The organism is Gemmatimonadaceae bacterium (assembly GCA_035533015.1).
Classification (GTDB): domain Bacteria; phylum Gemmatimonadota; class Gemmatimonadetes; order Gemmatimonadales; family Gemmatimonadaceae; genus JAGWRI01.
The window spans coordinates 22,897-35,697 of sequence record DATLUQ010000019.1; the positions used below are offsets into that span (position 1 = coordinate 22,897).

Here is a 12,801-nt window from a genome sequence, read left to right on the forward strand (position 1 = left end):
CTCAGTGATAATCGACGATCTCGACTTCGTACGCATTCCCCGACTGCCATCGAAAGCAGACCCGCCATTGATCGTTGATGCGGACGCTGTGCTGGCCGGCTCGGTCCCCGTGTAGCTTCTCCAGACGATTCCCCGGCGGGACCCGTAAGTCCTCCAGCCGCTCAGCAGCGTCCACGGCGACGAGCTTCCGCAACATGATCCGGTGCCGTTGCGCGGGGAACCGCCGCACGCGGTCGCGGGCGAACAGGCGTTCCGCTTCCGGACTCGCGAAGTCCTTGATCACTCGGGATAATAACGCGCCGCGTTACTAGTGTCTAGAGACCATCTGTAGCCCAGCTAACTACGAAACGTGCAGTCATAATATGCTGCAAGGCCGCGTGAATCCTTGCGGCCCTCCGCTGTCTATCGTGTGGGGCTGACCGCCGGCAGGCAAGGCACGTCGCGGCGGCGTCTCATATTAGAGAGGTTAGAACGCCACGGCGGTGCACGACATGCTGCAGCGCCACGCCGCCTAATGTGCACGGGCGAGCTCTCAGGACAGAGCATTCCCCGGGGGACCACTCGGGGACTCCGCCGCCCTGCCAGCGCCCCGGTAGCCTCGGCGACGGACCAAATCCTCCCCTACACGCCGTCCACCCTCCCCTGATACCGCCATACCTCCGCTCGACGGACATTCCGAATAGAAATGTCGCCAACACGCGCGCGGCCACTGGCGGCCTTGCTGCTCCTGGTGTTCGCGACGACCTGCCAACCGGCGGCGCGGACCACTCCCGCGCCGGCGCCCGCACCGGCCGCCGCTGGCCCCGTGCATACCATCGCCACGCGCGATCCACGCCCGCCCACGGCCCGCTCATCCGCTGCACGGATCGTGGACACGCTTGCCGGCCGCCGCCCCGACTACCGCGCGCTGCTGCACGCCCTCGCCCGCTATCGCATGCTGGCCGCTGACTCGGGCGTCCCCACGGTCCCGATCCCCGACCACCTGCCGGTCCACCCGGGCGACTCGCTCGACATCATCCCCGCGCTCCGCGGCCGGCTTGCCGCTCTCGGCGACCTGGACCGCTCGGCGGCCATGAGCGATACCGTATACGAAGGCGCGCTGGTCGAAGGGGTCCGCCACTACCAGCGCCGCCACGGACTGCCCGACGACGGCGTCATAGGCCGCGAAACGCTGCTCGCCCTCCAGACCCCGATCGCCACGCGGGTCGCCCAGATCGAGGCCGCGCTCGCCGCCCTGCGCCGCGAACCGCGGGTGGACAGCGGCCCGTTCGTCATCGTCAACGTGCCCGCGTTCCGCCTGTTCGCCTGGGATGGCCTGCCCGACGACACGGCCCCGGCCCTCGAATCGCGCGTCATCGTGGGCCAAGCGGTCAAACGCGAAACGCCATCGCTCGCCAATCAGCTCCGCTACCTGGACTTCGGGCCCTACTGGGAGGTGCCGCGCAGCATCATCGTCGCCGAGATGATCCCCGCCATGCAGCACGACTCGCTCTACCTGCGCCGCCAGAACATGGAGCTGGTCGCGCGCGGCGACGTCGCGGTGGGCGATACGATTACCCCGGGAGCGCTCGACTCCCTGCGGTCGGGGATGCTGCGCGTGCGCCAACGCCCGGGCCCCAGCAACGCGCTGGGCCGCGTGAAGTTCGTCATCCCCAACGACAGCAACATCTACCTGCACGACACGCCCGACAAATCACTGTTCGCCCGTCCTCGGCGCGACTTCAGCCACGGATGCATCCGCGTGGAGCAGGCGCGCTCCCTCGCCATCTGGGCCGCCCGCGAGATCCCGACATGGACCGCCGACAGCGTGGACACGGCACTCGCCGGCCCCGACTCGCGCCGAGTGGCGCTGCCCAGGCCCATCCCGGTGATCATCGAATACGTCACCGTGATGGCGGCCCAGGATGGAACGGTGTGGTTCCTGCCGGATATATATGGTAGGACGGCGGACCCGCTAAACAGTTGGTGAGGAATGCCGGGCGTTTCGCAGCCCGTGATTGCTCGACCGGCCGCGACCCGCTAGCCTGAGTAGTCTCCCGTTCAATTCGGAGTCCCACCTGCCTCGTGCGTCAACCCGCCTGAGGGCGGCGCTCGTATCAGTCGCCCTGTGCGTCCCGCTCTCCGGTGCTTTCGCCGCGGGGCTTTCGCGCATACCCGCGATGTTGCGCGCTCCGTACGTTCCCGACTCGGTCGCCACGGCGTCCATCGCCGCCGCGGCGCGAGGCACGGGGCTTCGGCTTTCCGTCCTCCGCTCGGCGCTGGCCGGATACAGCAAGGCCGTGGCCGCGGGCGCCGTGCAGCGGGCGCTGCTCACGGTGATCGACTACTCGCTGCCCAGCCACGTCCGGCGGCTCTGGGTGCTGGACCTGGAGCACGGGAAGGTGCTGGCCCGCGAGTTCGTGGCCCACGGCCGCGGGAGCGGCGCCGACTCGGCATACCGTTTCTCAAATCGACCGAACAGCTACGCGTCCAGCCTGGGGACGTTCGTCACCGAGAACACGTACCAGGGCGCCAACGGCCTCTCGCTTCGCCTGGACGGGCTCGACGCGGGACTCAACGACCACGCGCTGGACCGCGGTATCGTGATGCACGGCGCGTGGTACGTAAGCCAGCAGATGATCGCGCAGTACGGCCGGCTGGGTCGCAGCGAGGGATGCCCCGCGCTGAGCGAGCGCGCCGCGCGCAAGGTGATCCCGATGATCGCCGACGGGTCGGTGCTGTACGCGTACTACCCGACGCTGGCCAAGGGGCGGGGCGGGGGCGCGTAGGCGAGAGCGATCAGGGAGTGGAGTCGGGGCGAGCCCCGGTCGTGTCCACCTTGACGATCGGATCCTCGCGGTCGGCGATGGCGTTCAGGGAGTCGCAGAGGGGACCTCCGAACTCGAACGAGTGGCCGGCACGGGCGGCCCTGATCCGTTGGCGCTGCGCTTGCGCCTCCGGCTTAGCATAGATGGAGTCGTGAACCCCCTCGATACGGAGCACGGCTTCCCTGGATCCCAGTGCGCGTTCCATACGCACGGTCTCGCAGGTCAGCTGCTGCTCCAGGTCGAGCGGATTCGAATCGGTGAGCTGCTGGCGCAGGAGACGCGCGTACCGGTCGGCCGCATGCGGAAACGTCCTGAGCGTCGTGGGCGTACCCCGCGGCGGAGGCTCCGCGCAGCCGAGCAGGAGCGCGGCGACCACGAGCGTTCGGATCGAAACGGGAAGGTGCGGCATGGGGGGCTCCCGGGTGGATTCCGTGTCTCGTGATGATCCCCCGTGCATTGCCCATCCGCCACCGCCGCGCTAGGCTGGTGGAGTCTCCTGATCATCCGCGAGGTCCCCTCTGGCTGGTGCGTCGAACAGCTCGGCGGCGGCGCACGGGCGTGGCCTGTCGCGCGAAGCGAAAGCCGTCCTCCTCTTCATCGCCGTCGGCATCGCCGCCCGCCTCGCCCTGGCTGCGGTGCTCGGGCTGGGCGTGGACGAATCATATGAAGTGGTGGTCTCCCGACTCCTGAGCTGGGGATACCTCGACCACCCGCCGCTCTCGTTCTGGATGGCCCGCGTCGTGGCCGACCTCGCCCACAGCGAGAACCGCGTCCTGCTCCGGCTGCCGTTCATCCTCACCTTTGCCGGCACCACGTGGCTGATGTTCAAGCTCGGCGCCCGCCTATTCGGCGAGCGCGCCGGGATGTACGCCGCGCTCCTGCTCAACCTCGCGCCGGTGTTCAGCCTCAGCACCGGCGGATGGATCCTTCCCGACGGCCCGCTCGACTTCGCGATGGTCGCTACCGCGCTCCTGCTCGTGCCGATCCTCGTCGAGAACGACGAGGCGCATGCCTGGAAGTGGTGGCTGGCCGCCGGCGTCATGACGGGCGTGGCGATGCTCTCCAAGTACCACTCGGCGTTCTTGCTGCTCGGCACGGTGGCGTTCGTGGTCACGCGGCGCGAGGCGCGGAAGTGGCTCGCACGCCCGCACGCGTATGCGGCGGTGCTGATCGCGTTCGCGTTCTTCGCGCCGGTGGTGATCTGGAACGCGCACCACGGCTGGGTGTCGTTCAGGTTCCAGGGCGCCCGCGCCGAGCCCACACACGGGCACCACCTGCAGTCGCTGCTGCAGAACCTTGCGGGGCAGGCGGGCTACCTGCTGCCGTGGATCTGGGTGCCGCTCGTGATCGCGCTCTATCGCGGATTGCGCACGGGGCCGCGCGACGCGGGCAGATGGCTGCTCGTGTGCCTGGGCGCTGGACCGGTGTTCGTGTTCACGCTCGTCTCGCTGGGCGGCAATCCCGGACTCCCGCACTGGCCGGGGCCCGGATACCTGCTGCTGTTGCCGCTGGTGGGCGACGCGGCGGCGCGGTGGGAAGCGCGCGGCACGCCGCATCGCATCCGGATGCAGCGGTGGATCGCGGCCGCGGGCGTGGCGTTCGTGGGGCTCACGGCGATCGCGGCGAGCGACGTCGCCACGGGCTGGGCGGCGCGCGCAAGGCCCCAATGGTTCACGCGCGGCGATCCGTCGCTCGAAGCGTACGACTGGGCGGGACTGCGCACGGCGCTTGCGGCGCGCGGACTGCTGGCCGACACGAACCAGGTGATCGCCGCCACGCGGTGGATCGAAGGCGCCAAGATCGGCTACGCGATGGGGCCCGACTACCCGATCGTCTGCCTGAGCGACGACCCGCGCAGCTTCTTCTACCTGAATCCACCGGCGAGCTTCATTGGCCGCGACGCGCTGATCCTGGTGCAGGTGCCGCCCAAGGGGCTCACGCGCGACATCGTGAAGGAGTACGCGCCCTACTTCGCGTCGATCGTGCCCGCGGGCATGGTGCCCATCGAGCGCGGGGGCCGAGTGGCGTTCGAGGTCGCGGCGTACCGGGCGTGGGACATGCAGAAGCCCTATCCGGTGCCGCTGCCTCCGTAGCGGGAACGAGAAGTCCGCCGACTCGACAGGCGAGAACGGACCGGCGAGATTGTGCGCAGCACTCTCCACCTTTCCCGCCAACATGATCTCCGACATCGTTCGCTCCCGCGCCGCCCTCGTCCTGGGCGCGCTGTGCGTCGCCGTTCCCGCCGCGTCGCAGCAGGTCAAGCCGCCACCCCGGGCGCCGGGTGCGCCGCCGGCAATCGCCAAGCCCGTCTTCGACACCACGCAGACGACGATTCCCTTCTTTCCGCTTGGCAGTTCGCCACTCGCGCTCACCGGCGACGCACGCCGTGGGATGTTCATCTCCGCCGTGGGCCGCAAGGCGATCGCCATGGGCACCGAGGACGGCACGCTGGAACTCTGGTCGTGGCCCATCAAGTGGCTGCACGACTTCAAGCTCTCGTTCCGCGTGCCCAAGTACACGGCGCCGATCCCCGGCGCCGAGGTCGCCGAGCGCGTGGAGGAGCGCCCCGAAGGCGTGACGATCACCTACGCGTACGAGCAGTTCACGGTCAAGGAGCACGTGTTCGTGCCGCTGGACAAGCCGGCGATCGTGATCCTGCTCGAGGTGGACGCGATAAGGCCGCTGGACATCATTGCGACGTTCACGCCGGACATCCAGTACGCGTGGCCGGCAGGGCTGGGCGGTCAGTACCTGATCTGGGAACAGAACGCGCGCGCTTTCCTCTTTTCCGAGGGCAAGCGGCAGATCAACGCGTTCCTGGGGTCGCCCGCGGTGACCATGGCGTCGGACGTGCCGGCGCACATGCTTGCCGCCGCGCCGCCCGAGCTCGTGCTGGGCGTGGGGAGCGCGGCCGACCGGTACACGGCGCCGAAGCTCGGCGAGCCGCCGGGGCACAACGTCAACCTGCACGAGGCGTACATCCCGATCGTGCTCGCCGGCGGCGAGATGTCGCACGACTCGGCGCTGACCATGTACCGCGAACTCATCGTGCCCGGAGCGGCCGAGCGTGAGTGGAAGCGGGTCGTGGCGCACGAGGACTCGATACGCAACACGATGTTCTCGCTCCACTCGCCCGACGCGATGTTGAACGAAGCCGTGGAGTACGCCAAGGTGAATCTCGACCAGGCGTACGTGTGCAATCCCGACATGGGGTGCGGGCTCGTGGCCGGGTACGGGTTGAGCGGCGCGGCCAGCGACCGGCCCGGGTTCGGCTGGTTCTTCGGGGGCGATGCGGCGATCAACTCGTTCGCCATGGACGGGGCGGGGGAGGCGCTGCTCGTGCGCCAGGGAGCGCTGAAATTCTTCGCCAAATACCAGCGCGCCGACGGGAAGATCACGCACGAACTGTCGCAGGGTGCGGGGCATGTGGACTGGTTCGACTATCCGTACCCGTATTACCACGGCGATACGACGCCCTTCTGGGTGCTGGCGTTCGGCGAATACTGGCGGCAGACCGCCGACACGGCGCTGGTCAAGGAGCTGTGGCCCAACCTCCACAAGGCCTACGAGTGGTCCAGGAACACCGACACCAACGGCGACGGGCTGATGGAAACGCCCACGGCGGGCGCCGGCGCGCTGGAGGTGGGCGACCTGCAGATCGGGATCCTGTCCGACGTCTACATGAACGGAGTGTGGATCGCGTCGCTTGACCGGTTCGCGCAGATGGCGCGGGCGATGGGGCAGGGGGCGCTGGCCGACAGCGCGCTGGCCATCCGCGCCAGGGCGCTGCACACGATGGAGTCCAAGTTCTGGCTGCCCAGGCTGGGGCAGTACGGGTTCGCGCTGCTGCAGGACGGGAGCGTGAACGAGAATCTCACCGCGTGGGCGGCCACCGCGATGGGATTCAGCGTGTTCGACCAGGCGCACGGCGCCGAAATGGCGGCCAAGCTCGCGTCGAGCGACATCATGACCGACTGGGGCGCTCGGCCGCTCTCGGCGACGAGCCCGCTGTTCGACCCATTACACTACAATAATGGCGCCGTCTGGCCGTTCGTGACGGGATGGGTGTCGCTGGCCGAGTACAACTATCACAACCCCGCGGCGGGGTGGTTCGCGCTGGATGCCATTGCGCACACCACCTTCGACCAGTCGCTGGGGCACAACCCCGAGGTGATCTCGGGGCGGCTGTACAAGCCGCTCGACACGGCGGTACCGCAGCAATTCTTCGCGACCTCGATGGTGCTCACGCCGCTCATTCGCGGGCTGCTGGGCATCACGGTGGATGCGCCGGCACATCGCGTGACGCTCGCGCCGCACCTTCCGCCGGGGTGGGACTCGGTGGGCGTGGACAACGTACCGGTGGGCGCCGACAGACTCTCACTCATGATTCGCCGTTCGGCGGGCGAGATTTCCGTGGCCGCTCGTCGCTCGGGTGACGATCACACGCCGCTACAGGTGGTCTTCTCACCGGCGCTGCCGCTGGGCGCGCACGTGTCCGGTTCCGGTGTGGCGGCCGAGGTCACGCCGGGCGACGTGCACGCCACGGTGAGCGCCATGGTCGCGGCGTCGGCCACGCTGCGCGTGGCGTACAGTGGGGGTTGGAGCATTGTGCCGCCGGAGATGCCGGCGGTGATCGGCGAGCGGTCGCACGCGCCGCGGGTGCTGAGCGAGCGGTTGGTGCCGCGTGTAGCGGGATCGCCGCCGGCGTCGGAGCAGTACGAAGTCGCGTTGGAGGGACTGGCCGGGCAGACCTATACGTTTCGCATTGTCGCGCCCAGCCCTGGCGCGGCGCGCAATCTGTCGGTCGCCGTCACTGCGGGCGCGGCGGCCAGGCTCGGTACGTGGGCCGGCGCTGACGGGCGAACGCTGCTGGTCACGTTCCCGACGGATGGCGCGAATGCCGACGGCTACACGGCCGCCACGGTGACGATGCGCGGTCAGGGACGCCTGTAGCATCGCCGTCGGATTTCCGGAACCAAACTCGAAACTGGGGCGGGTGGACTCGAACCACCAACTTCCTGATTAACAGTCAGGCGGTCTGCCAGTTGACCTACGCCCCATCAATGCTCCACGTGCACCGACGAAAAAGCGCCCGCCGGGAGATCTGGCGGGCGCTGTGCATGCTCGGAACGTTGCGTGCGCGCTAGCCAGACCTCGGGAACGAGGTCCAATTGGGGCAATTATTGGAATTGCTGAAGGCGTGCGGCATCGTCGTTCGGATTCGTGAGTGAAAACTGTGGGGACGGGAGGATACGCCGGAACTGGGAACCTGTCAACCCGCCCGCCCCCTCGCACGCCTACCGCCCACCCGGCAGCACCTCCACTTCGAGCCCGCTGGCGTGTCCCGGCTCGTGGAAGATCCGCTCCGTGGCCTTCACGAAGTCGGTCGCCTTGGCGTCGTAGATGTTGGGCACGTAATGCTGCGGGTTCCGGTCGAACGCCGGGAACCACGAGCTCTGCACCTGGATCATGATGCGGTGTCCCGTCTTGAACGTGTGCAGGACGTCCTGCAGCCGGAATTGCACCTGGGTCACGCGGCCTGGCACGAACGGCGCCGGCCGGTCGAACCCGTCGCGATAGCGGCCGCGCATGATCTCGCCCCGCACGAGCTGCTGATAACCGGCGTAGTGCACGGTGGTGTCGGGCCGGTACGGACTGTCGGCCTCGCCCATCGGATACACGTCGATCAGCTTCACGACATAGTCGGCGTCGGTGCCGCTGGTGCTCACGAACAGCCGCGCCGTCATCTCGCCCCCCAGAGTCACGTCCTGCGGGAGGCTGTCGGTCTCGTACGTGACGACGTCGCGGCGGTCGTCGAAGCACCGCTGATCGTCGCTCATGTACTGGTACATCGTCAGACCCTGGATGGTGGGAATGCGGCACCGACTCGGCACGGGCTGGGCGGGGTCGCTCACGTATTCATCGAACGCACTCCCCCCGGGCGGCGCGGTGAACGACAGCCGGCCGCCGGGCTCGAAATAGAGCTCGCGGTGGATCGCCGACTTGACCGGCCACGAATCGAACGAGCGCCAGACCTTGTCGCCCGTGTCGAAGATGAGCGCGTTCGGCAGCCCCACGGGGCCCTTGCCGTCATCCTTCAGGAAGTGATGGAAGAACTTGGCCTCGACGTCGCGTTGGAACTTCGTCTCCAGCGAGTCGCCGAAGTAGATGTCGCCGTGCACGGTGTGCACGATCCCCGTCCGCGACCATCCGCCGTGGCGGAACGGTCCCTCGACGATGGCGTTGTAGTTGGTCGGGTGGTGCGCCTGGATGGTCTTGTAGACGGTGAGCGGTCCGTACAGATCCTCGGCGTCGAACCAGCCGCCCACGGTGAGCATCGCGGGCATGTGCCCGTTGAGATACGGAGCCACGGCGCGCGCCTTCCAGAACGCGTCGTAGTCGGGGTGCTGGATGATCTCCTGCCAGAAGAAGTTGTTCTTGTAGTAGCGGTTCGTCGTCGTCGAGAGCGGGCCGAGCCCGAGTTGGAAGTCGTAATCGTCGGGCAGGCCGTCCTTCACCATGCTCGGCTGCCACCAGGCATCGGGGGTCGGCGCCGGATGCTGGATGCCGAACAGCGGATACGTATAGAAGTAGGCCTGCGTGAGCGCGCCGTTGTGGTGGAAGTCTTCGAAGTAGAAGTTGGTGACCGGTGCCTGCGGCGACGCGGCGACGAGCGCCGGATGCCCCGACAGCGCCCCCATGGTCGTGTAGAAGCCGGGATACGAGATGCCCCACTGGCCCACGCGCCCATTGTTGTCGGGGACGTTCTTGAGCAGCCAGTCGATGGTGTCGTAGGTATCGGACGCTTCGTCGGTCTTCGTATGGTCCCGGGCCTTGATGGAATCGGGAATGAACGGGCGCACGTTGACGAACGTGCCCTCGGACATGTATCGGCCCCGGACGTCCTGATACACGAAGATGTACTTGTCGTGCATCATGAACGGGTCGGGGCCGAGGTGCGCCGGATACTGGTCGGGACCATACGGCGCCACCGAATAGCAGGTCCGCTGCATCACCATCGGGTAGGGGTGCGCCGGCGACGCATCTTTGGGGACATACACGATGGTGAACAGCTGGACGCCGTCGCGCATCGCGATGCGATACTCGTGCTTGGTGTACTCGGCGCGGATGAACGCCGAATCGGACTGCTGGGCGGAGGCCGTGGCGGCGCACACGAGGGCCAGGCATGCGGCGTGGGTGAGGGAGCGGAGTCTCGTCATGGGGCTAACATGCACGTGGAGGTGCGGTCGACGCCAGACTGCGGCACGGCGTACCGGACGGGTATCCCTAATGCATCAAGCGGGGCCGCGCATGGCGCGACCCCGCTTGATGGTACCGAGCCGAGGCCCGGCTACTTCTTAGGATTCAGGATCTCGTCGATCCGGTGATTGGCGGCTTGGAGATGGCGCAGGGTCTCGACGTCGGTCGTCTTACCCACTGCGCTTCGGATCTCGGCCTGCAGCGCCGAGAGGTCGCCGCGCAGCTGCGCCTTGGCCTCGTCCGACAGCGGCTGTGCGCCGCCGCCGCCCCCGCGCCCGCCCGCCGGCGCCGCCTCCGCGGCCGGGTTCAACTTATGGTCGATGAGGGTCAGGTAGTCGTTCTGCAGCGTCCGCCGGTATATATCAATTGTCGGATGGGCTTCGGCGAGTTCGCTCCAGATCCCGTGGCGGACGTCGGCCAGGAAGCCGGGCAGCGGGTAGGCGTCGGCGGGGTGCGTGGCCTCGATCTCGAGCAGGCGATCCATGCGCTGGTCATTGAGCAGCGACGTGAGCACGCGGTTCTGCGCGTTGCCGATGCGCGTGACCATGCCCGTGGGCTCGATGCGCGCCTGGATCTGCGTGTTGATCAGGTACGTCGGCGTCCGGAAGACGCTGTCGTTCAGGAACTTCACCGCGGCCTGCTGCTTGGCGCGGGAGTTCACGGTGTACACCGGTCCGGGCTGGCTGCCCGACTTGTACCACACGGGGCCGGCGCCGATGACCGTGGTGGGGTGCGTGGCCTCGGTGGCCCACTGGCCCACGGTGCGGTCATACAGCGCTTCGAGCAGGCTGTTGTCCTCCATGGGGCGCGTGCCGGCGCTGGCCACGTAGCCCATCACGCGGGCGATGTTCTTGAAGCCGAGCCCGGTGGCCCACACCGAATTGGCATCGGCTACGGCCTCGCTCATCGTGCCGTACTGCCCGAACTCGTTGTTGACCGAGAAGCGGAGCCAGGGCACGGTGTCCTGCACCGCGATCCATTTCTCGAGCGTGGGCTTCTCCTCATCGGGCGTCTTGGCGCCGGGGATCGGGCGGTAGCCCCAGCCAATGGTGTACTTGTCCCACGGGCCGATGCGCGGCACGAGCGTCCAGAGCGGGATGTGATCGCCGGGCTGCGCCACGTAGTTGAACCGCGAGTAGTCCATGATGCTCGGGCTCGAGCCCATCTTTTCCACCCAGGTCGGGCTGCGGACGCTGTCGGGCGGATATTCGGAGCTACCGATCTGGTCGTGCTGCAGGCCGATGGTGTGGCCGATTTCGTGGGCGACGCCGAATTCGAGCAGCCGGCCCATCAGCGAGTCGGGCATGGGGATCGTGCGGGCGCGCGGATCGAGTTGCGCGGCCTGCGAGAAGTACCAGTACTGCATGAGCTCGATCAGGTTGTGGAAGATGCGCGGCGAGCCGTTGAGGATCTCGCCCGTGCGCGGGTCGCTCACGTGCGGTCCCACGGAGTTCTCGATCGTGGAGGGGAGCCACCGGATGACCGTGTGGCGGATGTCCTCCATGGACCAACTCGGATCGTTGGTGGGCGCTTCCTTGGCGATGATCGCGTCTTTGAATCCGGCGGCCTCGAATGCGGGCTCCCAGCTCTCGATGGCCTTCTCGATCCACGGCTTCCACTTGTCGGGGGTGCCGGGATCCACGTAGTACACGATGGGCTGCTTGGGATAGCACAGGTTGCCGTCCATGCGGTCGGAGCACTCGAGGCGCCACCGCGTGATGAACTGCTTGGGCACGGCCACCTGCTGGTCGGTGCCGAAGTCCACGGTGCGCACGGTGAAGAAGCCCATGCGCTGGTCGGCGTAGCGCACCGGCATCGGATGGTCGGGAAGCTTGATCATGCTCCAGTGCGCGAGCACGCTCTGCGCCATCTGCGCGCCGCCCCGTCCGCCCGCCGGCGCGCCGCCGCGGCCGTTGGCCGCCTCAGTGCCCGTCTGCGCCGCCTGGATCTCGATGTTCTCCGGGAACGCCTCGACGCTCTCGACGTACGACCGCGTGGCGTCGATGTTGCCGCGGATGGCCGCGATCTCGGGCACGTTCGTGGTGAACAGCCGCGTCACGTCGATCACCGGCGCGCTGTCGGGGCCGAACGACTCGATCGGGAACATCATGATGATCGGCGGATAGTTCGACGACTCCACCGACTGCCACACCGCCTTCGTGCTGTCGGCCGTGATGTTGAACGAGGGCGAGCGCAGCACGATATGGTCGCCCACGCGGTCCCAGCGGAGCGTGCGCTCCATGAACTCGTCGCCGCCGTAGTCGCCGAACCCGCCGCCCGCCGCGCCGCCCCGTCCCTGCGGGGCGGGCGCCGGGGCGCGATCGAACCGGCCCACGACGAGCAGGTCCTTGCCCAGCTCGTGCGTCGGGATCTCGAAATAGAGCTTGTCACCCACGCGGTGCGTGATGAACAGCCCGCGCTTGGTCTCGGCGCTGGCCGGAATGACGCGGCGATAAGGCTGCGGTACGGTGGTCGCCTCGGCGCCACCGCGGCCGGCGCCGCGGCCGCCGGCCCGTCCCGGGCCGCCCGCCTGCGGGACCATGGAGGATTCGGGGGCGGCGGCGGGAGCCGGCGCCGGAGCGGGCGGCGTTGCGGCGGGCGTCGAGGATCCGGCGCATCCCGCCACGCACGCGGCCGCGAGGAGGCAGGCGATGCGATTGGACATGGGGACGAAGGGGAAGAGGGTTTTGGGAAGGCGCGCGAGGGGAAGGACGCGCCCGTGGGGCGCTGCTAT

The 12,801-nt window shown here is 68.1% G+C and carries 8 protein-coding genes and 1 tRNA gene; 4 read left to right on the plus strand and 5 right to left on the minus strand.

Going from position 1 to position 12,801, the window contains the following annotated elements:
• Position 1: 1 nt before the first annotated feature.
• Positions 2 to 283 carry a type II toxin-antitoxin system RelE/ParE family toxin gene (locus tag VNF92_04235; protein HVA57074.1) on the minus strand — a complete coding sequence of 94 codons (282 nt, stop codon included), beginning with the start codon at positions 281 to 283 and terminating at the stop codon, positions 2 to 4.
• A gap of 402 nt (positions 284 to 685) precedes the next feature.
• Here VNF92_04235 and VNF92_04240 point away from each other — a divergent pair, with 402 nt between their 5' ends.
• On the plus strand, positions 686 to 1,969 hold the full coding sequence (locus VNF92_04240; protein ID HVA57075.1) for a L,D-transpeptidase family protein: 1,284 nt from the start codon (positions 686 to 688) through the stop codon (positions 1,967 to 1,969).
• A gap of 190 nt (positions 1,970 to 2,159) precedes the next feature.
• Positions 2,160 to 2,768 carry a murein L,D-transpeptidase catalytic domain family protein gene (locus VNF92_04245; GenBank protein HVA57076.1) on the plus strand — a complete coding sequence of 203 codons (609 nt, stop codon included), beginning with the start codon at positions 2,160 to 2,162 and terminating at the stop codon, positions 2,766 to 2,768.
• 10 nt (positions 2,769 to 2,778) lie between these two features.
• Here the strand turns inward: VNF92_04245 and VNF92_04250 are convergent, their stop codons facing one another.
• Positions 2,779 to 3,216, minus strand: coding sequence for a hypothetical protein (locus VNF92_04250; protein ID HVA57077.1), 438 nt, complete (start codon positions 3,214 to 3,216; stop codon positions 2,779 to 2,781).
• A gap of 226 nt (positions 3,217 to 3,442) precedes the next feature.
• Between VNF92_04250 and VNF92_04255 the strand changes: the two genes are divergently transcribed.
• Together VNF92_04255 and VNF92_04260 are read left to right on the plus strand one after the other, a co-directional pair.
• A complete protein-coding gene (locus tag VNF92_04255) occupies positions 3,443 to 4,900 on the plus strand; it encodes a glycosyltransferase family 39 protein (protein ID HVA57078.1) in 1,458 nt (485 codons plus the stop codon).
• Between the two features lie 82 nt (positions 4,901 to 4,982).
• Positions 4,983 to 7,760, plus strand: coding sequence for a GH116 family glycosyl hydrolase (locus VNF92_04260; protein ID HVA57079.1), 2,778 nt, complete (start codon positions 4,983 to 4,985; stop codon positions 7,758 to 7,760).
• Between the two features lie 34 nt (positions 7,761 to 7,794).
• On the opposite strand, the gene VNF92_04265 is transcribed toward VNF92_04260, so the two are convergent.
• The 3 genes from VNF92_04265 to VNF92_04275 form a co-directional block, all read right to left on the minus strand.
• Positions 7,795 to 7,867 (minus strand) — tRNA-Asn (locus VNF92_04265).
• 237 nt (positions 7,868 to 8,104) lie between these two features.
• A complete protein-coding gene (locus tag VNF92_04270) occupies positions 8,105 to 10,027 on the minus strand; it encodes a CocE/NonD family hydrolase (protein HVA57080.1) in 1,923 nt (640 codons plus the stop codon).
• A 131-nt stretch (positions 10,028 to 10,158) separates the two neighbouring features.
• A complete protein-coding gene (locus VNF92_04275; protein HVA57081.1) occupies positions 10,159 to 12,732 on the minus strand; it encodes a zinc-dependent metalloprotease in 2,574 nt (857 codons plus the stop codon).
• Between the last annotated feature and the right edge of the window lie 69 nt (positions 12,733 to 12,801).

Bases quoted from the DNA above. Each gene is read 5' to 3' on its own strand.
- VNF92_04250 (HVA57077.1), bottom strand. From the start codon at position 3,216: ATGCCGCACCTTCCCGTTTCGATCCGAACGCTCGTGGTCGCCGCGCTC.
- VNF92_04245 (HVA57076.1), top strand. From the start codon at position 2,160: ATGTTGCGCGCTCCGTACGTTCCCGACTCGGTCGCCACGGCGTCCATC.
- VNF92_04260 (HVA57079.1), top strand. From the start codon at position 4,983: ATGATCTCCGACATCGTTCGCTCCCGCGCCGCCCTCGTCCTGGGCGCG.
- VNF92_04240 (HVA57075.1), top strand. From the start codon at position 686: ATGTCGCCAACACGCGCGCGGCCACTGGCGGCCTTGCTGCTCCTGGTG.
- VNF92_04270 (HVA57080.1), bottom strand. From the start codon at position 10,027: ATGACGAGACTCCGCTCCCTCACCCACGCCGCATGCCTGGCCCTCGTG.
- VNF92_04275 (HVA57081.1), bottom strand. From the start codon at position 12,732: ATGTCCAATCGCATCGCCTGCCTCCTCGCGGCCGCGTGCGTGGCGGGA.